The sequence below is a fragment of the Agromyces lapidis genome (assembly GCF_009749405.1).
Taxonomy (GTDB): Bacteria; Actinomycetota; Actinomycetes; order Actinomycetales; family Microbacteriaceae; genus Agromyces; species Agromyces lapidis.
Genome location: NZ_WBIQ01000009.1, coordinates 41,329 through 62,170, shown reverse-complemented (window position 1 = coordinate 62,170; position 20,842 = coordinate 41,329). Strand labels below are relative to the sequence as shown.

The following is a 20,842-nucleotide window of genomic DNA, read 5'->3' as shown; positions in this document are numbered from 1 at the left end:
CCGCACCACCCGCTGGAAGGAGCGCGATCATGGTGAGTCAGACCCGCAACGAGGCATCCGTCGTCGATGAAGGGGCCTTCACGGTACGGCGCACGATCCGCATCGGCGCCCCCGTCGACAAGGTGTGGCGCGCCGTCACCGAGCCCGAGCACATCTCCCGCTGGTTCGGGGAGACGGTGCTCGACGGCGCCGGCGTCGGCGCGGCCGGCACGATGACGTTCGACGGGTACGGCGTGATCCCGATCCGCGTCGAGACGATCGACCCCCCGCGCAGCGTGTCGTACCGCTGGGGCAACGACGACGCGGCCCGTCGCGCGCACGGCGCGATCGACGAGACGACGACGACCGTCTTCACCTTCACCCTCGACGAGGTCGACGGCGGCACCGAACTCACGGTCGTCGAGACCGGGTTCGACCGCACGAGCGACCCGGCCGCCAACATGGCCGACCACGCCGAGGGTTGGGTCCTCGAACTCGACAAGCTCGTCGCCCTGCTCGAGGGCGACGCATGAGCACTGCGACGCTGGTTCCCGTGTTCGCCGCCCTGGGTGACGAGACGCGATGGAGCATCCTCGCGGCGCTCGGCGAGGGGGATGCCTCGGCGTCCGCCCTCGCCGAGCGGCTGCCGGTGACCCGGCAGGCCATTGCCAAGCACCTCGCCGTGCTGGCGGAGGTCGGCGTCGTCGAGCCGGTGCGCGTCGGCCGCGAGGTGCGCTACCGCGTGCTCGGGTCGGAACTCAGTGCGACCGCGGCCCGCCTCGACGCCGTCGGCCGCGAGTGGGAGCGCCGACTGGCCGCGATCAAGGAGATCGCGGAGGGGTTGTGAGCGGGGCGAGCTGCTCGAGTTCGTCGAGCAGGGTGTTCGCCGCGACATCCCGGTTGATCGCCGCGCCGAGTCGGACCGCAGCCGCCCGGTAGCGCTCGTGGCGGAGCACCCGTTCGATCGCCGCGGCGATCTCGTCGGCGGGCGCGCGACGCGGCACGGCGACGCCGGCGCCCCGCGTCACGACCCGGGCGGCGTTGTCGGCCTGATCGCGTCCGTGGTGGAGGACCACGAGCGGCAGGCCGGCCGCGAGCGCCTTCATCACCGTGCCGTGACCGCCGTGGGTCACGACGAGGCTCGCATGGCGCATCGCCACGCGATGCGGCGCGGAGGCCACGACGACGGCGTTGCCGGGCGCCTCGATGAGTTCGGGCGGAATCGACGGCCCCGTCGTGATGACCCCGCGCACCGGCAGCATGCCGAGCGCGTCGGCGATGCGCTGCAGGCAGTCGGCATGGTTCTGGAACGTCGACGAGAGCGACACCAGCACGAGCGGGGCGTCGCCCGCGGGCGGATCGAACTGCACGAGCGCGGCCCAGGCCGGGTCGTCGAGCACCGGGCCGACGAAGCGCACGTTCGGCGGGAAGTCGCCGCCGAACTCGAACTCGGCGGTCGTCAGCACGAGTTCGCGTCGCGCGCGGTGCACCTGATCCCAGACGTGCCCGATTCGGTCGAGGCCGTGCCGCGCCCGCACCGCGTTCAGCGGATCCACGGTGTAGCGGTCGAGCAGCCGCGTGGTCGCGGCGCTCGCCATGCGATCCCGCATCGCCCCGAGCGGTCCGCGCATCGGCCGCATGCCCGCGCCCCCAGGCGGGCGACCCGGCACCGGCGCGATGTAGACGTTGGGCATCAGCACGTCGAACGGCACTTCGTGCGCCTCGGCGGCGATCATCGCACCGAGGGTGAAGAACGTCGTCACGACGAGATCGGGGCGTGCGGCGTCGATGGCGGCGCGCGTGTCCGCCGCGTGGCCGGCGGCCGGACCCGAGAGGTAGTGCTCCGACATGCTCTTCGCGAGCTCGAGGGGGTTCCTGATCGCCCAGTCGCGGAACTCGGTGCCCGGCCGGGCGCTCCAGGGGTGCACTGCCGCACCCGTCGCGCGGCTGGGCGCGGCCATCGACTCGTCGACGAGCGCGGTGACCCGATGGCCGCGCTCGACGAGCCGGCGCACCACGCCGAGCTCGACGGGCACGGTGCCGCCCCCGTCGGCGAGCGCGACGAGGTAGTGGTGCGACGGCGAGCCGCTCATGGGTGGCAGCGTAGGGTTCGGCATCAGTGCGGAGCATCCGTGCTGGCGCGGAGATCGACGAGATGCACTGCGGGCCCGACGACGACGTCGCCGGGCCCGCGGTGCTCGCGCGATCAGCTGCCGAAGACGCCGAGCTCCCAGATCGAGTACCCGTAGTTCGTGGTGCGATCGGTGCAGTGCACGCGCACGTACCGCGCGCTCGTCGCCGCGAACGCGGCGGTGTCGAGGCCGCCGTCGCCGCTCGTCGTCGACCAGACGGTGCGCCAGCTCTGGCCGTCGTCGGAGAGCTGCACCTCGTACGCCTTCGCGGCCGACCGCTCCCACGTCACCGTCACCCGGCTGATCGGCTGCGACTCGCCGAGGTCGACGCGCAGCCACTGCGGACTCGTGCCCCAGTTGCCGCTCGCCCAACGGGTGTCGCTCCGACCGTCGACCGCCCGCCCGGGGGCGTAGCTCGTGAACGGGTTCCACTCATTCGAGCTCGACGTCGCCGCCTTGCCGGTCGCGAGGTTCTGCGCGCTCTCGTGCGTGCGCGTCGCCTCCCAGGTCTGCAGGTACGACTCGGCGCCCGACATCAGCTCGTCGACGAGCTCGTCGCCGCCGCCGGCGAGCCGCAGCTGCTCGATGTAGTCGGGCGTGAGGCCGGCGTGGGCGAACCCGTCGGTGTTGACGTCGAAGGTGCGCTGGCCGCTGACCTGCCGGTCGACGACGGTGCTGCCGTCGGCCGCGGTGAAGGGGTACGAGACCGCGACCGGCGCGGTGCCGCCGGCGGGATGGCTGCCGACCCCGTTGAAGTCGAGGCCGAAGCCGTAGGCCTTGCCGTACTGCTCGCGGAGTGCGGCGCCGTCGCGCCACTCGTCGAGGAAGCCCGCGGCGTCGTGCGGGTAGCCGGTCTTGAACCCGCCGAGCCGGTACAGGCGCTCGGACCAGTTCGAGTCCATCCAGCTGTGGCTCGACAGCACACCCGGGTAGTCCTCGGCCTCGAGAAGGTCGAGTGCGCGGCCCGCGGCCTTCACGCTCATGTGGTCGATCTCGACCATCATGTTGCGCGACATCACCGCGCGCAGCGCGTACTCGCCGAGGGAGGTGAGCCCGCGGGTGTTGCACTGCGCCCCTGAGGGGTAGGTCGGCGGGTCGGCGCCGGGCAGCTCTTCGGGCACCTCGGCGTTGCCGATCGGGTTGTCGTGGTGCGGGCCCGTGCACGCCTCGGTCTGCCAGTAGGTGCCGGTCGAGTAGAACTGGCCGACGTTGATGATCGTGCCCTGCGTGCCGGTGTCGAAGCGCACCCCGCAGAGCGCGTTGTCGAACTTGTGGCAGAGGAACATGCTCGAGATGCCGAGCGCCTCGAACTCGTCGAGCCCTCGGTCGATGTCGGCCTTCGAGCACTGCGCGACGTCGAGGATCATCTTGCAGCCGAACGGCTCGCTCATCTCGACGCCGAGCACGACGGCGAGCTTGCCTTCCGCGATCACCGCGCGCGCCTGCTCGGGCGTCGTCACGATGCGGAAGAAGCCCTTGCCCGGCCCGCCGTAGATGCCGTCGATGTACGACTCCATCTCGCGCACCTTCTGCGCCTCGAGCCGGATCGCGCTCATCTCGTCGCACGAGCGGTCCTTCGGCATGATCGGCAGCGAGCAGATCACGCCGTTCGTGACGAGGTCGTTGACGAGCACGCGCTGCCCCGCGCGCCACGAACGTTCGACCCAGGCGTAGTACGAGGCCTGGTGGCTCATCGAGGTGGTCTTCGGCCAGTCCGTGAACGTCGGCCATCCGACGGGGTCGTGCTTGCCGTCGGGGTCGCTCGTGAGCATCTCGAACAGGGCGCCGCTGCCGTCGGGGTAGTGCTCGGGGCAGTCCTTCAGGGCGTCGGCGACGCCGTTCGGCGAGAACGGGGCGCCGCAGATCATGCGCCCGCCGAAGCCCTCGTTCGAGTTGAGGTGCGTGTGCGAGTCGATGAAGCCGCGCACCTCTTCGCCGGGAGCGGACGTGATCGGGGCCCCGGTGACGTTCAGCTCGACCTCGACGGCCGGGCGGTTGGGGGCATCCCACCAGTCGTCGGCGGCTGATGCCGGGGCGACGGGAATGGTGAAGAGCAGTGCGCCGATCGCGGCGATGCCGAGGATGGAGCGGGTGGAGCGGGTGGAGCGTCGTCGCCGACCGTCGGCGAGCGGTGTTGCGGCGGATCTCGAGTGAACGTGGTGCGCCATGTGAGCCTCCTTGCTCGATGGCTCGCAGCGTATTGTGGGTCGTGCGTCCCAGTCAAGCGTCCCAGAGGAATCGGGTCGAGGCGGGTGGGCACCGAGCGTGACCGGGCCCATGACGGCGGCCCGCCCTACGCTGCAGAGATGACGACCGACCGCGAACTCGCCCGCTGGCGGCTGCGCTCGCAGTCGCTCACCGCCCCGGCCGACGATGCCGAGCAGGTCGTGCGGTCGCTGCTCGCGGTGCAGGCCGAGAACCCGTCGCAGTCGGCATGGGCGGTCGCGACCCGCACACCGTCACCCGAGGCGAGCGACCTCGCCCGAGCACTCGAGAGCGGTCGGGTCATCCGTACCCACGTGCTCCGTCCGACCTGGCACTACGTACACGCCGACGACGTGCGCTGGCTCCTCGAACTCACGGCGCCCCGGGTGCTGCCCGTGTTCGACCAGCAGTTGAAAGCGCTCGACGACCGCATGACGGCGATCACCGACGCGGTCGAGTCGGCGCTCGGCGAGGCACCCGATCAGACGCGGGCCGACCTCGCCGCAGCGCTCGCCGACCGCGGGTTCGAACTGACCGGGCAGCAGCTCATGCTGGTGGTCGGCCGGCTCGAGATGGTGGGGCTCGTGTGCAGCGGTGCACCGCGCGGCGGCGAGCACAGCTACGCCCTCATGAGCGAGCGGGTGCCGGCGGCCCGGCCGTTCGATCGCGACGAGGCGCTCGCCGAGCTCGCATCGCGCTACTGCACCTCGCACGGGCCGGCGACCGAACGCGACCTCGCCTACTGGGCGACGCTCACGGTGACCGATGCGCGGCGTGGCATCGCCGCCGCGGACGACCGGCTCGAGTCGATCGAGCACGACGGGCGCACCTTCTGGCACGCTCCGGGGGCGGCGCCGGCCGAGGCGGCCGAACCGGCCGGCCACCTGCTGCAGGTGCTCGACGAGATGTACCGCGGCTACCAGGACTCGCGGTGGGTCATCGACTCCGAGGGCGTGGTGCCGCGGGCTCGCGAGACGGCGATCGGCATGGCCCTCGTCGACGCGCAGCTCGTCGCCGCGATGAAGCGCACGATCGCGGCGAAGGCGGTCACGTTCTCGCTGCGTCCTCACCGGGAGCTCGCGGCGCGCGAGCGGCAGGCGATCGAGGATGCCGCGTCGCGCTACGCCGCCTTCCTCGGGCTCGAACCGCGCGTGACGTTCGAGGCCGCCTGAACCGGAGGCCTCAGGCGTCGACCCACGAGGGGTCGGCGAAGAGCTGCTCGAGCTCGCCGATGAGGCGGGCGGTGTGGAACCCGTCGGCCGAGGCGTGGTGGATCTGCACCGCGAACGGGAGGAAGGTGCGCCCGTCGCGCTCGACGTAGCGACCGAGCGCGAAGATCGGCGCGAAGTGGTTCGTGCCGCCGTCGATCTGCAGGGTGAAGCCGGTGAAGCTCGCCCACGGGATGCTCGACACGTCGAAGCCGTTCGCGGGCAGGCCGCCCTGCGGGAACATCTCGGTGGCCGCCGCCGCGTCGGCGAGCACCTCGACCGCCGTCTCGTGGAAGCGCGCGAAGTCGGCGTCGTACGGCGCCGACACCGCCGCGAACGTCTCGCGTTCGGGATTGAACACGGTGAACGCGGGGTGCACGACCGGCCAGGTCGCCGGTGCGCCGTCGTCGGTGAGGGTCATGCGGAACTCGGGGTGCCGGTTGACGACGTTCGCGATCGCCCAGATCTGCGCCGGGTAGGTCTTGCGGGTCGAGGTGCGCAGCGCGGCGACGAAGGCGGTCACCTCGAGCTCGACCGTCATCGCGTAGGTGCACGGCACCCGGTGGCGGTAGTGGTCGAAGGACTCGCGACGGGGCCAGGTGTCGAGGTCGATCGGGATCGGGGTCGGCATCGGAGTCGGCATCGGAGTCGGCATGCGTTCGATCCTCGCATCCCGGTGGGGTTCGAGGCGGGAGCCGATCAGGGCGAGCGCCGCCGGAAGACGTCGAACAGCACCTTGAGCGTCAACAGCCCCGAGACGATCACGAGGAGGTAGCCGAAGAGCTGGTACAGCGAGAAGTCGGTCGCGACCTGCGGCCCGCCCTCGCTGATGAGCAGCATCGCTGCCATGATGCCGAACACCCCCGCGAGGAATGCGACCGCGACGAGGTTCACGAGTTCGCGCACGAGCGACCGGTCGCGACGGTCGGCGAACAGGCGCACGTTGAACGAGAGACGTCCGTCGGCGAGCGCCGCGCTGATGCGGTCGGCGCGACGCGGCATCCGGCGGAGGATCGGGAGCAGGCCGCCGATCTCGTCGATGGCGGTCGAGAACAGCGCCGACGGGCGAGCAGCCTCGGCAACCCGGGTCTTGGCGAAGCCCTCCGCCTCCGTGAGGAGGTTGAACCGGGGGCTCATGAGCCGGAGCGTCCCCTCGAGGGTGCCGACGGCGCGGAAGGCCGCGGCGAGGTCGCCGGGCACCGCGATGCGGTTCTCGGCGAGGAGGCGCACCATCTCGGTCACCACGGTCGCGTCGACCGTGCCCCCGGGGCCGAGCCGGCGCGACATGAACGCCCCGATCTGCCGCCGGAGCGCGACCTCGTCGATGTCGTCGGGCAGTTCGATGAGCCCGAGCAGCGCGTCGCCGAAGCTGCGGGAGTCGCCCCGGTAGAACGCGAGGAGCACCTCGCCGATCTGGCGGCGGAGCTCGGAGTCGAGACGTCCGATCGACCCGAAGTCGAGCAGCACGATCTCACCCGACTCGGCGACCACGATGTTTCCGGGGTGCAGGTCGGCGTGGAAGACGCCGTCGTCGATGATCTGCGACATCGCCGAGGAGAAGAGGCGATCGGCCAGCTCGGCGCGTTCGTCGTCGGAGCGGCCCTGCAGCGTGCCCGGGTCGCTCAGCGTACGGCCCTCGACGAGGTCCATGACGAGCACGCGCTCACCGCTGAGCTCGGCATGGTGTCTGGGCACGGTGACGCGCTCGGGCGCCGGATGCCCGGACAGCGTCGCGCGCATCGCCGCCATGTTCGCCGCCTCGATGCGGTAGTCGAGCTCCTCGCGGAGGTTCGCGGCGAAGGCTTCGGCGAGCCCGCGCACGCCGAGCGACCGCCCCCACTCGGTCGACTTGTCGAGCTGGTCGGCGACGCGCAGCACGATGTCGAGGTCGCGGTCGACGAGCGGCACGATGCCGGGCCGCTGCACCTTCACGGCGACCGGCTCGCCCGAGGCGAGCGTCGCGCGGTGCACCTGCCCGATGGATGCCGCGGCGAGCGGCACGTCGTCGAAGTCGGCGAAGACCTCGCCGATCGGCCTGGCCAGCTCGGCCTCGAGCGCTGCGCGGACCTCGCCCCACTCGGCCGGCGGCACTCGCTGCTGAAGCCGGCTGAGCTCGGCGACGAACTCGGGCGGCAGCACGTCGCTGCGGGTCGAGAGCACCTGACCCAGCTTCACGAACGCACCGCCGGCGTCTTCGAGCGCGGCCCGCAGGGCGACGGCCTGACGGGTGCGCTCGGCGCGGCCGGCGACCGTCGGCTCGGTGTTCGGCCGGAAGGGCACGAGCCCGTGGCGCACCGCGATGCGCGAGATCTCGCTGTAGCGCCGCGTCCGCGCCGCGCTCCGCCGCAGCGACGGCAGCCACTGGTCGGGCCGCTGGATCGTGCCGGGCGGCACGATGATCTCGGCGAGCACGAGGAACGCGACCGACGCGAACATGACGATGCCGAGTTGAACGGGCAGGAGCGCGGCGCTGTACTCCTGCTTGCCCCAGACGACCTGCGACTCGAACCCGACCTCGGCGGCGAGGCCGACGAAGCCCGCGATCACGATGCGCACGATCCCCACGCGCACCCCGAGCACACGTCGCACGAACGCTGTGAGCACGGCCAGGAAGACCAGCGTGAGCGCGATCATGAGCCCCACGTTGAGCAGCACCTCGGCGACGTCCATCCCGACCCCCGTCTGCGGCCCGGCGACCGTCACTGCTCACGTTAGCCAACCCGGCCGGTCGGCGGAGCGCGCGGAGAGGCCGCGTGAGACGTCCGGCCGGGAGTGCAGGCCCGCTCGGTAGACTCGACGCCGGCTCGAGGCATCCGTCTCGCCGTCTCTCGCGCTTCGCGCGAAACCCGCACCGCACCCCGAAACCGAGGACCCTCGTGAGCCTGATCCGCCTGAACGACGTGAGCATCGAGTTCGACGGGCGACCGGTGCTGAAAGAGGCGTTCCTGAAGCTCAAGCAGGGCGACCGCGTCGGCCTCATCGGCAAGAACGGCACGGGCAAGACGAGCCTGCTCGAGGTCGTGCTCGGCCGGCGCGAGCCGACCGGCGGCACCCGCGACGTCACGCTCGGCACGACGATCGGGTACTTCTCGCAGTTCTCCGAGCTCGACGGGGAGCAGAGCATCCAGCAGACGCTGAGCGCGCACTTCGCCGACGTGCACGAGACGCAGGCGCGCCTCGACGAGATCGGGCTCGCGCTCGCCGAGCCGATGGGCGACGACGAGATGACGCGCCTGCTCACCGAGCAGGGCGAGCTGTTCGAACGCATGGACCACATCGGCGGATGGACCTACGAGACGACGATCGACACCGTGCTCACCCGGCTCGGCTTCGACGCCGAGCGACGGCGACTGCCCGTCGACCGGCTCTCGGGCGGTTGGCGCAACCGGGCCGCGCTCGCGCAGATCCTCGTGCAGGCGCCCGACGTGCTGCTGCTCGACGAGCCCACCAACTTCCTCGACCTCGACGGAGTGAAGTGGATCGAGAACTGGCTGCAGGGTTTCGCGGGCGCCGTGCTGGTGGTCTCGCACGACCGGCAGTTCCTCGACGGGGTCGTCGATCGCATCATCGAGCTCGAGAACTACCGCCTGCAGGAGTACGAGGGCGACTATTCGGCGTACGTGCACGCGAAGCAGTCGCGCCTGAAGATGCTCGAGAAGCAGTTCGCCCACGAGGAGGAACTGCTCGCCTACGAGCAGGCGGCCTCGACCGCGCGCCGCGAGGCGGCCCGCAATCCCTCGAACGCCGTCGCCCGACGGCTCGCCGACATCAAGAAGCGTCAGGCCCCGCGCCCCATCGACCAGATCATCACCTCGATCTACGACGGGCTGAAGGTCTCGAACGACCTGCTCACCGTCACCGGGCTCAGCAAGGGCTTCGGCGGCGCGCCGCTCTTCGATGGCGTCTCGTTCGACCTGCAGCGCGGCGACCGCGTCGCCGTGATCGGCTCGAACGGCTCGGGCAAGTCGACGCTGCTCGACGTGCTGACCGAGGAGACGACGCCCGATGCGGGCAGCGTGCGCTGGGCGAAGGGCGCCCGCTTCGTGTCGTACAACCGTGTGTACGCGGAGCTCGACCTGACCGACACCGTCGGTCACGCGGTGAACGCCTACCCCGACTCGCTCGCGTTCACGGCGACGAAGAAGAGCGTCGGCCGCTTCCTCGCGATGCTGCAGTTCTCGGAGGCCGACCTGAAGCAGAAGATCGGCACGCTCTCGGGCGGCCAGCGGGCCCGCGTCGCGATCGCCCAGTGCCTGCTCTCGGGCGCCGCGGTGATCGTGCTCGACGAGCCCACGAACCACCTCGACATCACCTCGACGCAGGTGATGGAGCGGGCCCTCACGCACTTCCCGGGTGCGGTCGTCGTCGTGTCGCACGACCGCTTCTTCGTCGACAAGCTCGCCGACCGGCTGCTCGTGTTCGAGGGCGACGGCAGGGTCGTCGAGAAGCCCGCGACCGGGGCGCTGTAGCGGGATCGCCGAACGGACTCTTCGGGCAGCGCGAGGAGTTCGGCCGATCGTCCGTGACATCACCCTGACGCCGGGGCAGGCTGGAACGCATGGGCAAAGTGACGATCTCTTTCGAAATGACGCTCGACGGGGCCTTCGACCAGATGGAGCACTGGTTCGACGAGAACGATCCGGGGCTGCAGCGAGCGAGCGACGAACTCGTGTTCGGCGCCGACGCCGTGCTGCTCGGGCGACGCAGCTACGAGTTCTTCCGCGAGTACTGGCCGGCGCAGACCGACGACCGCGGCTTCGCCGCGCACTACAACGCGCTGCCGAAGTTCGTCGCCTCGACCACGCTGACCGGCCCGCTCGACTGGAACTGCACCCTCATCGAGGGCGACCTCGCCAAGGCCGTGCGGGGCCTCCGCGGCCGGTACTCCTCGATCGTCTCGCACGGCTACGGGGGAGTGGCGGCCGCCCTCGTCGACGCCGGGCTCGTCGACGAGGTGCACGTCGGCATCCACCCGTTCATCGTCGGCAACGCCGAGGACCGGCTGCGATCGCCGCACCCGGTCGGGCTGCGGCTGCTCAGCACGGAGGTGTACGACTCGGGCATCATCGCCGCGAAGTACGCACCGCTCGACTGACCGGCAGAACGGGCGTTCAGATCGGCAGCGGTCGGTCGTCGACGATCGTCTTCATGACGAGCGTCGACTCGACGCGTCGCACTCCGGGCAATGCGGAGAGCTGCTCGTCCCACAGTCGCTGGTACGCCTGGAGGTCGCGGACCGCGACGCGCAGCAGGTAGTCGGGGTCGCCGAACAGGCGGAGCGCCTGGATCACCTCGGGGATCTCGGCGACCGCCGCGTCGAACGCCGGCACGGTGGCGCGATTCGCCTGCTCCATCGTCACGAAGACGAGCGCGCCGAAGCCGAGCCCGACCTGCTCGGCGTCGATGTTCGCCCGGTAGCCGGTGATCGCGCCCGACTCCTCGAGGGCGCGCAGCCGCCGGTGCGTCGGCGACATGCTGAGCTGCACCCGCTCGGCGAGCTCGGTGAGGCTCAGCCGGCCGTCGCGCTGCAGTTCGGCAAGGATTCTCCGATCTATGGCGTCCATTGGGCAGATTATTCCACAACACCCCCGTTGAGAGGTAGAACTCGGCAGCGGCTGCCTCGACGATTCACGTACCGTCGAGCTGTTCGACCGAAGGGGGTGCCGTGGACCTGCAACTGCTGCTCGCGTGCTCGGTCATGATGACGCTCATGGTGATCCTGCCGGGGCCGGACTGGGCGTATCTCATCGCGGCCGGCACGAGCGGGCGGAGCATCCTGCCCTCGCTCGGCGGGGTGCTGCTCGGCTACCTCGTGACGGTGGCCGCCGTCGCGGTCGGCGTGGGCGCCGCGGTCGCCGCGGTGCCCTGGGTGATCGTCGCCCTGACGTTCGCCGCCGCCGCCTACCTCGGCTACCTCGGCGTGCGCGTGCTGCGCGATCCGCCGGTCGTCGCTGGCGCCGGCACCGGCGCGGTGGACGCGCCGGTCGGCGGCGAGCACCCGTGGCGCCGTCTCGCGCAGGGTGCGGGGGTCAGCGGCCTCAACCCGAAGGGCCTGCTCGTGCTCGTGGTGCTGCTGCCCCAGTTCACGGATGCCTCGGGGTCGTGGCCCATTCCGGTGCAGCTCGCGGTGCTCGGGCTCATCTTCGTGGCCTGCTGCGCCGTCGTCTACACGGTCGTCGCACTCGGTGCGCGGGCGGTGCTGCGGCTCCGTCCCGCGGCGATGCGCATCGTCTCACGGGTGTCGGGCGCCGCCATGATCGTGCTCGCCGCCGTGCTCGTGGTCGAGCAGGTTCCGCACCTGGCGGGGTGGGTCTGAGACGGCGCGGTGCCCTCCCGCTCGCAGCGAGCGGGAGGGCACCGGGTCAGCCGGTCAGCCGTTCATCGGGCGACGAGCCTCAGCTCGCCGCATAGATGCCGAACTCCCAGATCGAGTAGCCCCAGGTGGTCTTGCGGTCGATGCCCTGCATGCGCACGTACTGCACCGGGTCGGCCTCGTCGATGGTGAAGAGGTCGAGCCCGCAGCTCGAGTCGTCGACCGTGCGGATCGTCGTCCACGTCACCCCGTCGTTCGAGGTCTGCAGCTCGTACGCGTTCGCGCAGGCCGACTCCCAGTTGAGCGTGACGCCGCGCACGACGGTCGGCTCGGCGAGCTTCACCTGCACCCACGAATCGTCGCTGTAGCCCGAGGCCCAGCGCGTCGTCGCCTTGTCGTCGTTGACGTTCTGCGCGCCGAACTGCGGCACCTCGACACTCGACGCCGTCGCGGTGCCCTTCGGGGCGACGTTGACGACGTCGCCGGCCTCCCACATCGCGAGCGTGAACGCGATGCGACCGTGGAAGACGTCGAGCACGCCGTCGGCGATACGAACCTTGGCCTTGCCCCACGCGTTGTCGACGGGGTCGACGACGACGGCTGCGGCCTCGGCGGCGGTCGCCTTGGCCGACGCCGCGAGCTCGGTCGAGGAGGCCTCGTCGCCGTCGATCCTCGCCTGCACGGCGTCGAGCAGTTCGACGGTCGACGCGCCCCAGAGGGCCGTCGCGTCGAGCCACGGGCTCGCGTCGGCGAGGAACGCCACATCTGTCGGTCCGGTGCGGATCGCGTCGGGCGCGTCGGCGATGGCGACGGCGTACTCGCGCAGCTCGGCGACCGCGCCGGTCTTGTCCCCGGCCTCCCAGCTCTCCCAGAATGCGGCGATCCGGGCGTTCAGCCCGGGCGACTGGGGCTGCCACGGCGCCCCGAAGCTCGGTGCGAGGTGGTTGAGGTCGGCGAAGACGCGCAGCGAAGCGGTCGTCGCGGCATCCCCGTTCGCGACGTAGCGGAGCGCCTGCGACCAGTTGTGCCCTGCGTCGTACGCCTCGTCGTTCCAGGTGAAGTCGGCGACGCCGAAGATCGCGATCTTGCTCGCGGCCGCCTGGTTCATCGGGTTCGACACGATGCCCGAGAGGTACTCGCCGAGGCCGGCCTCGCGCTTGTCGTAGGGCGCGAGCAGCAGGCGGCCCGAAGTCTGGCCGTAGTCGTTCACCGGGTAGTTGTCCCAGAGGAAGGTCGGCCCGCCGAACATGGTCGCGGCCTTCTGCGCCTGCGCGACGGTGACCTCCTGCGGTACGACGCCCTCGCCGGTCCACATCACGACGACGTCCTCGTCCATGCCGCGGAGCGCCGTCTTGTAGCCCGAGTCGCTCGTGTTGTAGTACTCGGTCGGCACCATCTGCAGCGGCTGCACGCCCTCGTGCGTCTCGACGAACTCGCGCTGCACCCGGTCGAGGAAGCTCGCCTGGGCGATGCCGGCCGTGCGCCCGCTCGGCGCGCCGAACGCGGTGCGGTCGCCGTCGCAGTGCCAGCGTCCGTAGTCGATGTCGTCGAGCGGGATGTTGAACGCCCGCACCCCGAGGTCGTACATCTGCTGCAGCTTGCCCGTCAGCGCCTGGTAGTCGGCGTCGCTCGAGTAGCAGACGGTGTTGCCCGGGGAGAGGGCGAAGGTGAACCGCACGTGGTTGTCGGTCGCGGTCTGCACGAGTTCGCCGAGCTCGGCGAGCTTGTCGGCGGGGTACGGCTCCTTCCACTTGTCGCGGTGGTAGGGGTCGTCCTTCGGCGCGTAGATGTAGGTGTTCGCCTTGACGTCTCCGTAGAACTCGAGCTGGTCGAGGCGTTCCTCGTGGGTCCACGGGTTGCCGTAGAAGCCCTCGATGGTTCCGCGCAGCGGCATCGAGGGGAAGTCGCTCACCGAGGCGCCGGCGATGCGATACCCGCCGTCGTCGTTGGGCACGAAGAGCTGCTCGAGGGTCTTGACGGCGTAGTACTGGCCGGCCGCGTCGACGCCGCCGAGCGCGACAGTGCCGAGCGGGCCGTCCGACGCGTCGGCGCGGATCGCGTAGCCCTCGGCGTGCGTCGGGACCTCCGTCTCGCCGAGCACCGAGCGGATGTCGCTGCGCGAGGCCGCACCCAGCTCGATCGTGAGCGGGGCCCGGCCCGATCGGCTGGCGCGTTCGTCGATGCGGTCGACGCCGTGCGCGGTCAGGGTCTCGCGCAGCTCCGCCAGCGCTGCGGCATCGGTGCCGTCGTCGACGACGATCTCGACCCGTCCGGGCACGTTGAGGTCGCTGCCGGCGCGGTCGATCGACTGCGGAGTCGGGCTCACGGTCGGCAGCGCACCCGCGGGCGGGGTCGCAGCGGCCGGCAGCGGCACGAGCACCCCGGCCAGGGCGACGGCGCAGACTCCGGCCGTGGCCAACGTCTTGCGAATTGATTGCATCATTGCCTCCAACTTCTCGACGATCGTTGTGTCGACCGAGTCACGGAGTCGTCGCCACGCCGACGGCGCGCAGCACCGCGCATCGGCGGCAGGGCGCGCAGACGGAGCCGGGAGTCCCGCGGCCAATCCCCGACCGCGGGACTCGTGCGACGGAGGAGATCCGTGCATCTGGCCCACTTTATTGACTTAGTAAACTAAGTTGGGACGAACCTAGGCGATCGCTGTGGACGCGTCAAGGGGCAAGATGTTCTCGTGCCCGGCAGCGCGGCCGGCGACCGCTTCGCCCGATCGAGGAGACGATGACCGTGAGCACCGCCAGCCCGCAGCGCCGATCAGCTCTCCTGCGTCGATTCGCGAGCACCGGGCTGCTCGACGCGCAGACGGCGATCCGCCGCGACAACCTGCTGCGGGCGCTTGCCCTCATCGCACGCGAACCGGCCCCCGTCACCCGCGCGGTGATCGCCCGGCGCACCGGGCTCACCTCGGCGACCGCGTCGTCGCTCGTCGCCGAGCTCATCGAGGTCGGCCTCGTCACCGAGACCGGCCCCGCCGAGAGCACCGGCGGCAAGCGGGCGACCCGCCTCGCGATCGACGGCGACACCCACCTCATCGTCGTCGCGGTCGTGCGCACGCGCGCGATCGACACCGCCCTCGTCGACCTCACCGGCCGCACCGTCGCGAGCCGCCGCGTCGATCATTCGGACGGGGTCGAGGTCTCGGCGGTCGTCGACGCGGTCCGCGAGATCACGCAGGGCGTCGAGCCGAGGGTGCTCGCCGCCTGCGTGCAGGTGCCCGGGGTCACCGCCGACGGCGTCGTCGTCGACAGCGTGCAGCTCGGCTGGTTCGGGGTGCCGCTCGCGAGCCTGCTGGAGGAGGCCATCGACGCCCCGACCTCGGTCGTGAACGACGTCGACGCCGAGGCGCTGACCGAGGCGGCCGATGCGGGCGAGGGAGTGATCCGGCTGGTGGTGCACCTCGGCGAGGGCGTGGGCGCCGCGGTCACGAACGGCGGCACGCTCATGTCGGGTGCGACCGGTCGGGCGGGCGAGATCGGTCACGTCCGGGTCGTCTTCGAGGGCGCACGGGCGACATGCCGCTGCGGTCTGTCGGGATGCCTCGAATCGGCGGCCTCGATGAGCGCGATGCTCGGCGACGCCTACACCGACGAACTCGACGGCCACGACACGAGTCTGCTCGCCTCGACCGCCGATTCCCGTGAGCGCATGGCGTTCGGCGCCCGCGCCCTCTCGCGCGCACTGCGCATCATGGCGGCGCTCCTCGACCCGCAGGAGGTCGTCATCGCCGGTGCTGCCCCAGCTCTCGGCCCGCACTTCCTCGGCACCCTGCGCGACGAGTTCGAGATGTACCCGGCGAAGGGCACCGCCGCGGTGCCGATCCGCTACGGCCGGCCCGAACTCGGCCGGTACCTCGGCCCCGCGCGATCGGCGCTCGCGCCGATCCTCGGCGATGCGCTGCCGCTCACGGAGGCCCCGCCCGCGGGCCCCGCCCCGGTGGTCGGCGAGAGGGACTGACCGCCGACGTCGCTCGAGTCGGTCAGGCGCCGCGTCCGTGCACCGGACGCGCCGTTTCGGGTGGATCTCCGATCTCCTCGACGGTGTGCCTCGTGCAGGGCATCGCGGTGACCCGGGCCTGCTGGACTCGCGCGACCACGAACCAGCGCATCGCGTTGCGCAGTCGGCACCAGCCGATCAGGTACCACCGTCCGCCGGTCGATGCGAACAGCACCGGTTCGACGTCGCGCGACGTGTTCGTGCCGTCTGCGGAGCTGTAGCGGATGCGGACCACCCGCTGTTCGGTCATGGCCTCTTCGAGCGCCGACCTGACCGCCCGCCTCGGCGTGGGCGGCGCGTCGACCCAGACACGATCCGCCAGCCGTCGAACTCTGGCCCGGGTGGCCGGATCGAGCACGTCGAGGATCTTCTGCATTCCAGCGGAGGCCAGGTCGGCGTAGGGGGCATCCGGCGCGGCGGACACCGCCGCCAGGATCGCGACGGCCTGCGCGGGGCTCAGGCTGACCGGTCGAAGCGAGGCGATCTCGGCCAGACCGTAGCCCCCACCGGGGCCCGGGCGGGACCACAGGGGCGCACCGCTGCGTTCGAGGGAGGCCAGGTCTCGCTTGATGGTGCGGACCGACACGCCGAACTCGGCCGCCATCCGACCCGCGGTCGACCCGCGAGACCCTTGGCGGCGCAACATCTCCGAGAGTGCGTGGAGGCGCTCAGCTCGCTTCACCAGTGAATCATCTCAAATTCATGCCAGAAATAGTGACACTCTGCTGTCCGTGCGGCCCGCAAGACTCGAAGACATGACGAGTGAAGAGCAGAACCCGACCATCTTCCTAATCCCCGGCCACTGGCTTGGGGCCTGGGCCTGGGACGACGTGGTCGAACACCTGCGCGCAGCCGGACACCGCGCCACCGGCCTGACCCTGCCCGGGCTCGATCCCGAGGACGCGCAGCGCTCCTCGAGGACCCTGGACGAGCAGGCGGACGCGATCGAACAGGCACTGGCACAGGACGCCGCGACCGGAGAGCGGTCGGCGGTGATCGTCGCGCACAGCGGCGCCAACGCGCCGGTCAGCATGGTGCTCGACCGGCACCCCGAGCTGGTGCGCCGCATGGTGTGGGTCGACAGCGGCCCGCTCGCGCCGGGCAGCGTCTTCGCCCCCGATGCGACCGCTGAGATCGACGAGCTCCCCCTGCCCCCGTTCGAGGCGCTCGCCGAGCAAGCGAGCCTCGACGGGCTGAGCCCCGACGACCTCGAGCGGTTCCGTCGCCGGGCCGTTCCCGAGCCCGGCCCCGTGCTGCGCCAGGCCGTCGCGCTCAGCGACGACGAGCGCCTCGAGGTGCCCACCACGCTGGTGTGCTGCTCCATCTCGAGCGGCCAGATCCGGGAGCTGGCCGCCGCGGGCCATCCGATGTTCGCCGAGGTGGGCAGGCTGACGCAGGTCGAGTTCGTCGACCTCCCCACCGGCCACTGGCCCATGTGGAGTCGCCCCGCAGATCTTGCGCAGGTCATCGCCTCGGCGGCCCTCGTACAGTGAGGGGATGGACGCCTGCGCCGCCCTCGCCGACTCGATCGCCCGTCTTGCTGTACGCGGCTACTCGAATCGGCGGTTCCTCACGGAGCTCGGGCGGATCGCCGGCGTGCGGCGGGGGCCGCTGTGGGTGTTCGACGCGGCGCGCGGTGGACGCAACCACCTGCGCGGCCGCGGCTTCCATCGGGCGGTCGACGACCAGACCGACGGTCAGGCGCGCCACTTCGCCGGCACCGTGGCCGTCACGGCCCGCATCGGCGGCCGGCTCGCACGGTGGCTGACCGTCATTGTGCTGCGCGATACGCCCGACACCGCTGACGGCCGGCTGAGCGAGCAGGCGATCGAGTTCGCCCGCGCGATCCGTTCGGGCGAGCTCGCGCAGGCGGATGCCGCGGGGTGGATGCGTCGCCGCCTCTGCCACGCCGCGGCGTGAGGGCGCGGGTCGCTCGGCGGGTGAGCTCGCCGCGTGCCCGGGCTCAGCGCAGGTGCCCCAGCTTCGTCGGGTTGCCGATGCCATGGATGACCGAGATCCGCTCGCCGCTGAATTCGAGCGCGAGCACCGAGACCACTCGGCCGCGTCGTCGCACGACGACGCCCGGGGCGGCGTTCACCTCGGCCGCCTCGAAGTCGAGACCCCGCCCGCCGACGGCGGCGAGCAGTCGCCGTGCGATCGTTTCGGCGCCGATGAGCACCTCGGTCGAGGCATCCGGGTAGAAGCCGCCCGAATCGAAGTGACCCCGCGCGTCGACCGCGAGCGCCGAGATGAGGCCGTCGAGGTCGCCATCGGCGGCGGCGCGTGCGAACCGCTCCGACAGCCGGCGGGCGTCGGCCGCGTGGACCGAGAACCTCGCCTCGCCATGCGCCGCGATGCGCCGGCGGGCCCGCGAGGCCGCCTGGCGTGCGCTCGCCGTGCTCACCCCGAGCACCTCGGCCACCTGGGCGAAGCCGAGGTCGAACACGTCGTGCAGCAGGAATGCGGTGCGCTCGCCGGGTGTCAGCTGCTCGAGCACGACGAGCAGCGCCATGCGAACGGAGTCGTCGAGCGTGACGCGGTCCTCGGGCAGGGTGCGTTCGTCGGTCACGATCGGTTCGGGCAGCCACGGGCCGACGTACGCCCGGCGGGAGTGCTCGTGCGCCCGCAGCCGGTCGATCGAGAGTCGCGACGCGACCGTCACGAGCCAGGCGCGCGGGTCGTCGAGCGGTTCGTCTCCGCGGGCCAGCAGCCGGAGGTACGTCTCCTGCGTGACATCCTCGGCGTCGGCGACGGAGCCGAGCACCCGGTAGGCGACGTCGCGCACGACGCGACGGTGCGCGGTCCACAGTTCGGAGAATTCGGTCATCTCACTGAGACGATCCACCCGCGCCGGGTGTGACGGCAAGTGCGGATGTCACGTTCACGGCCGCTCGATCGTCTCCTCTGCATGAACGAACTGCGTTCCGACCCACGATCACCCCGTGCCAAGGCCTCGGGCGGACCGCCGCGTCGGCTGGTGAACGCGACGGCGCCCGTCGCCCGCGCGCTCGCCGGCCGGCGGTGGATGCCGCTGTGGGCGGTGATCCGTCACCGGGGGCGCAAGAGCGGCACCGCCTACGTGACACCGATCGCGGTCGTGCCGACGACGAGCACGGCGATCGTGCTGATCGGGCTGCCGTGGGGTGCCCGCACGAACTGGGCGCGCAACGTCGTCGCGGCCGGTGGCGCATCGCTGCGGTGGAAGGCGCGCGACGTCGAGCTCGTGCATCCGCGCATCATCGACGGCACCGAGGCGCAGGGCCTCGCCAAGGCGCCGTTCCGTCGGGTGGTCGAGCGGATCCCCGCGGCGATCGTGCTCGACCTGGCCGTTCCGCCGGTCGAGTAGGCGCCGCAGGACGGGTGCTCGTGCGACCTCCGGATCGATTTCGGCAGGGATGTCACACCCGCCCGCCGGCCGGTGTCTTCATGTGCGACGGGATGATCCCGGGAACCGAACCCCGGGCCGTCGACGAACGCAGGAGGACACGATGACCACCCAGACCCGCATTCCGCCGACCGAGCTCACCGGCGTCTTCGGCACGGTCGTGAAGGTCGCAGCGAAGCGCATGATCGGCCGGGTGCCCGACTCGATGGGCGTGCTCGCACACCACCCCGCCCTCATGCGGGCGTCGATGGGCATCGGCCGCAAGATCGAGGCGCTCGACGAGCTCGACGAGAACCTCGCGAGCTACGCGGTGATGGCGACGGCGGCGTACATCGGCTGCAGCTGGTGCCTCGACTTCAACTACTACAAGGCGCACAACGAGGGCCTCGACGAGGCGAAGGCCCGGCAGGTGCCGGCCTGGCGCGAGGCATCCGTGTTCACGCCGCTCGAACGCAACGTCATGGAGTACGCCGAGGCGATGAGCCAGACCCCGCCCGCTGTCACCGACGAGCTGTCGGCGGCGCTCCTCGACGAACTCGGCCCGGCCGCGCTCATCGAGCTCACCGCGAAGGTCGCCTTCATGAACATGAGCTCGCGCATGAACGTCGCCCTCGGCATCCACTCCGAGGGCTACGCCGATTCGTGCGAGCTGCCGCCGCTCGCGACCCGGGCGACCGCGATCGCCTCGGCGACCGCGGATGCCGCGCCCGAGGTCGTAGGCTCGGCGTCATGACCGACGACCCGTTCGTCACCCACCGCGCCCTGCTCTTCACCGTCGCGTACGAGATGCTCGGCTCGGCGGCCGACGCCGAGGACGTGCTGCAGGAGTCGTGGCTGCGGTGGAACACCGTCGACCGTACGGAGGTGCGCGACGAGCGCGCGTACCTCGTGCGGATCGTCACCCGCCAGGCGCTGAACCAGCTGCGCACCCGGTCGCGCCGGCGCGAGTCGTACGTGGGGGAGTGGCTGCCCGAGCCGCTGCTCACGAGCCCCGACGTCGCGGAGGACGTGGAGTTCGCCGAGAGCGTGTCGATCGCGATGCTGACCGTGCTCGAGACGCTCGGGCCGACCGAGCGCGCGGTGTTCGTGCTGCGCGAGGTGTTCGACGTGTCGTACGACGAGATCGCCGATGCGGTGGGCAAGTCGCTCGCCGCCGTGCGGCAGATCGCCCACCGCGCGAAAGCGCACGTCGCCGCCCGGCGGCCGCGGGTGGCGGTCGACCGCGCCGAGCAGGAGGCCGTGGTCGCCCGCTTCGTCGCCGCGGTGAACTCGGGCGACCTGCAGGGCCTCATGGACGTGCTCGCGCCCGACGTGGTCTCCGTCGCCGATGGCGGCGGCTTCGTGAAGGGCGCCGCACGTCGGCCGATCGTCGGCGCCGACAAGATCGCCCGCTACCTGCTCGGCGGTCTCGCGAAGCTCGGCCTGCCGTTCGAGGCGCGACCGACCTGGGTGAACGGGCATCCGGCGATCCGCGGCGAGATCGACGGGGCGCTGGCGGGCGCGATCTGCTTCGAGGTCGAGGGCGGGCGCATCACCCGCATCTTCTCGATCGCGAACCCGTACAAGCTCGGTCACCTCGACGAGGAGGCCGAACTCACGCGGTAGCCCG

General features: G+C 71.3%; 20 protein-coding genes. 12 read left to right on the top strand and 8 right to left on the bottom strand.

Annotated elements, in window-relative coordinates; all coding sequences use genetic code 11:
* Positions 1–29: 29 nt before the first annotated feature.
* Together GQQ93_RS14825 and GQQ93_RS14820 are read left to right on the top strand one after the other, a co-directional pair.
* On the top strand, positions 30–512 hold the full coding sequence (locus tag GQQ93_RS14825; RefSeq protein ID WP_157425017.1) for an SRPBCC domain-containing protein: 483 nt from the start codon (positions 30–32) through the stop codon (positions 510–512).
* Entirely contained in the window at positions 509–826 is a 318-nt protein-coding gene (locus GQQ93_RS14820) for an ArsR/SmtB family transcription factor (protein ID WP_157425016.1), read from the top strand. The genes GQQ93_RS14825 and GQQ93_RS14820 overlap by 4 nt, the downstream gene beginning before the upstream one ends.
* Here GQQ93_RS14820 and GQQ93_RS14815 read toward each other — a convergent pair.
* Both GQQ93_RS14815 and GQQ93_RS14810 read right to left on the bottom strand, forming a co-directional pair.
* Positions 801–2,072, bottom strand: coding sequence for a nucleotide disphospho-sugar-binding domain-containing protein (locus tag GQQ93_RS14815; RefSeq protein WP_157425015.1), 1,272 nt, complete (start codon positions 2,070–2,072; stop codon positions 801–803). The genes GQQ93_RS14820 and GQQ93_RS14815 overlap by 26 nt on opposite strands.
* A 113-nt stretch (positions 2,073–2,185) precedes the next feature.
* Positions 2,186–4,279: a galactose-binding domain-containing protein gene (locus tag GQQ93_RS14810; RefSeq protein ID WP_157425014.1), complete on the bottom strand. Its 2,094-nt coding sequence runs from the start codon at positions 4,277–4,279 to the stop codon at positions 2,186–2,188.
* 138 nt (positions 4,280–4,417) lie between these two features.
* Here GQQ93_RS14810 and GQQ93_RS14805 point away from each other — a divergent pair, with 138 nt between their 5' ends.
* Positions 4,418–5,488, top strand: coding sequence for a winged helix DNA-binding domain-containing protein (locus GQQ93_RS14805; RefSeq protein WP_157425013.1), 1,071 nt, complete (start codon positions 4,418–4,420; stop codon positions 5,486–5,488).
* 10 nt (positions 5,489–5,498) lie between these two features.
* Here GQQ93_RS14805 and GQQ93_RS14800 read toward each other — a convergent pair whose 3' ends face one another.
* Positions 5,499–6,179 (bottom strand): CatA-like O-acetyltransferase, encoded by a 681-nt coding sequence (locus GQQ93_RS14800; RefSeq protein WP_246192349.1) that lies wholly within the window; start codon positions 6,177–6,179, stop codon positions 5,499–5,501.
* A gap of 44 nt (positions 6,180–6,223) precedes the next feature.
* Positions 6,224–8,227 (bottom strand): ABC1 kinase family protein, encoded by a 2,004-nt coding sequence (locus GQQ93_RS14795; RefSeq protein ID WP_157425012.1) that lies wholly within the window; start codon positions 8,225–8,227, stop codon positions 6,224–6,226.
* 173 nt (positions 8,228–8,400) lie between these two features.
* Between GQQ93_RS14795 and GQQ93_RS14790 the strand changes: the two genes are divergently transcribed.
* Complete coding sequence (locus GQQ93_RS14790) at positions 8,401–9,993, top strand: ABC-F family ATP-binding cassette domain-containing protein (RefSeq protein ID WP_157425011.1); 1,593 nt, start codon at positions 8,401–8,403, stop codon at positions 9,991–9,993.
* Between the two features lie 89 nt (positions 9,994–10,082).
* Complete coding sequence (locus GQQ93_RS14785) at positions 10,083–10,619, top strand: dihydrofolate reductase family protein (RefSeq protein ID WP_157425010.1); 537 nt, start codon at positions 10,083–10,085, stop codon at positions 10,617–10,619.
* Positions 10,620–10,635: 16 nt separating this feature from the next.
* On the opposite strand, the gene GQQ93_RS14780 is transcribed toward GQQ93_RS14785, so the two are convergent.
* Complete coding sequence (locus tag GQQ93_RS14780) at positions 10,636–11,088, bottom strand: Lrp/AsnC family transcriptional regulator (protein WP_157425009.1); 453 nt, start codon at positions 11,086–11,088, stop codon at positions 10,636–10,638.
* Positions 11,089–11,189: 101 nt separating this feature from the next.
* On the opposite strand from GQQ93_RS14780, the gene GQQ93_RS14775 reads away from it, so the two are divergent.
* On the top strand, positions 11,190–11,840 hold the full coding sequence (locus GQQ93_RS14775) for a LysE family translocator (RefSeq protein ID WP_246192348.1): 651 nt from the start codon (positions 11,190–11,192) through the stop codon (positions 11,838–11,840).
* 79 nt (positions 11,841–11,919) lie between these two features.
* On the opposite strand, the gene GQQ93_RS14770 is transcribed toward GQQ93_RS14775, so the two are convergent.
* Positions 11,920–14,280 carry a glycoside hydrolase family 84 protein gene (locus GQQ93_RS14770; RefSeq protein ID WP_246192347.1) on the bottom strand — a complete coding sequence of 787 codons (2,361 nt, stop codon included), beginning with the start codon at positions 14,278–14,280 and terminating at the stop codon, positions 11,920–11,922.
* 302 nt (positions 14,281–14,582) lie between these two features.
* Here GQQ93_RS14770 and GQQ93_RS14765 point away from each other — a divergent pair, with 302 nt between their 5' ends.
* On the top strand, positions 14,583–15,809 hold the full coding sequence (locus GQQ93_RS14765; protein ID WP_246192346.1) for an ROK family transcriptional regulator: 1,227 nt from the start codon (positions 14,583–14,585) through the stop codon (positions 15,807–15,809).
* Positions 15,810–15,831: 22 nt separating this feature from the next.
* Here GQQ93_RS14765 and GQQ93_RS14760 read toward each other — a convergent pair whose 3' ends face one another.
* A complete protein-coding gene (locus GQQ93_RS14760; protein ID WP_157425007.1) occupies positions 15,832–16,530 on the bottom strand; it encodes a helix-turn-helix transcriptional regulator in 699 nt (232 codons plus the stop codon).
* Positions 16,531–16,603: 73 nt separating this feature from the next.
* Between GQQ93_RS14760 and GQQ93_RS14755 the strand changes: the two genes are divergently transcribed.
* Positions 16,604–17,341 carry an alpha/beta fold hydrolase gene (locus GQQ93_RS14755; protein WP_157425006.1) on the top strand — a complete coding sequence of 246 codons (738 nt, stop codon included), beginning with the start codon at positions 16,604–16,606 and terminating at the stop codon, positions 17,339–17,341.
* 4 nt (positions 17,342–17,345) lie between these two features.
* The gene (locus tag GQQ93_RS14750; protein WP_157425005.1) at positions 17,346–17,768 is read left to right on the top strand and encodes a hypothetical protein; all 423 of its coding nucleotides are present in this window, start codon (positions 17,346–17,348) and stop codon (positions 17,766–17,768) included.
* 43 nt (positions 17,769–17,811) lie between these two features.
* Here the strand turns inward: GQQ93_RS14750 and GQQ93_RS14745 are convergent, their stop codons facing one another.
* Complete coding sequence (locus GQQ93_RS14745; RefSeq protein WP_157425004.1) at positions 17,812–18,675, bottom strand: sigma-70 family RNA polymerase sigma factor; 864 nt, start codon at positions 18,673–18,675, stop codon at positions 17,812–17,814.
* A gap of 81 nt (positions 18,676–18,756) precedes the next feature.
* Between GQQ93_RS14745 and GQQ93_RS14740 the strand changes: the two genes are divergently transcribed.
* The 3 genes from GQQ93_RS14740 (at position 18,757) to GQQ93_RS14730 (ending at position 20,838) form a co-directional block, all read left to right on the top strand.
* Complete coding sequence (locus tag GQQ93_RS14740) at positions 18,757–19,194, top strand: PNPOx family protein (protein ID WP_157425003.1); 438 nt, start codon at positions 18,757–18,759, stop codon at positions 19,192–19,194.
* A 142-nt stretch (positions 19,195–19,336) separates the two neighbouring features.
* On the top strand, positions 19,337–19,966 hold the full coding sequence (locus GQQ93_RS14735) for a carboxymuconolactone decarboxylase family protein (RefSeq protein WP_157425002.1): 630 nt from the start codon (positions 19,337–19,339) through the stop codon (positions 19,964–19,966).
* Positions 19,963–20,838 carry an RNA polymerase sigma-70 factor gene (locus tag GQQ93_RS14730; RefSeq protein ID WP_157425001.1) on the top strand — a complete coding sequence of 292 codons (876 nt, stop codon included), beginning with the start codon at positions 19,963–19,965 and terminating at the stop codon, positions 20,836–20,838. The genes GQQ93_RS14735 and GQQ93_RS14730 overlap by 4 nt, the downstream gene beginning before the upstream one ends.
* Positions 20,839–20,842: the final 4 nt, after the last annotated feature.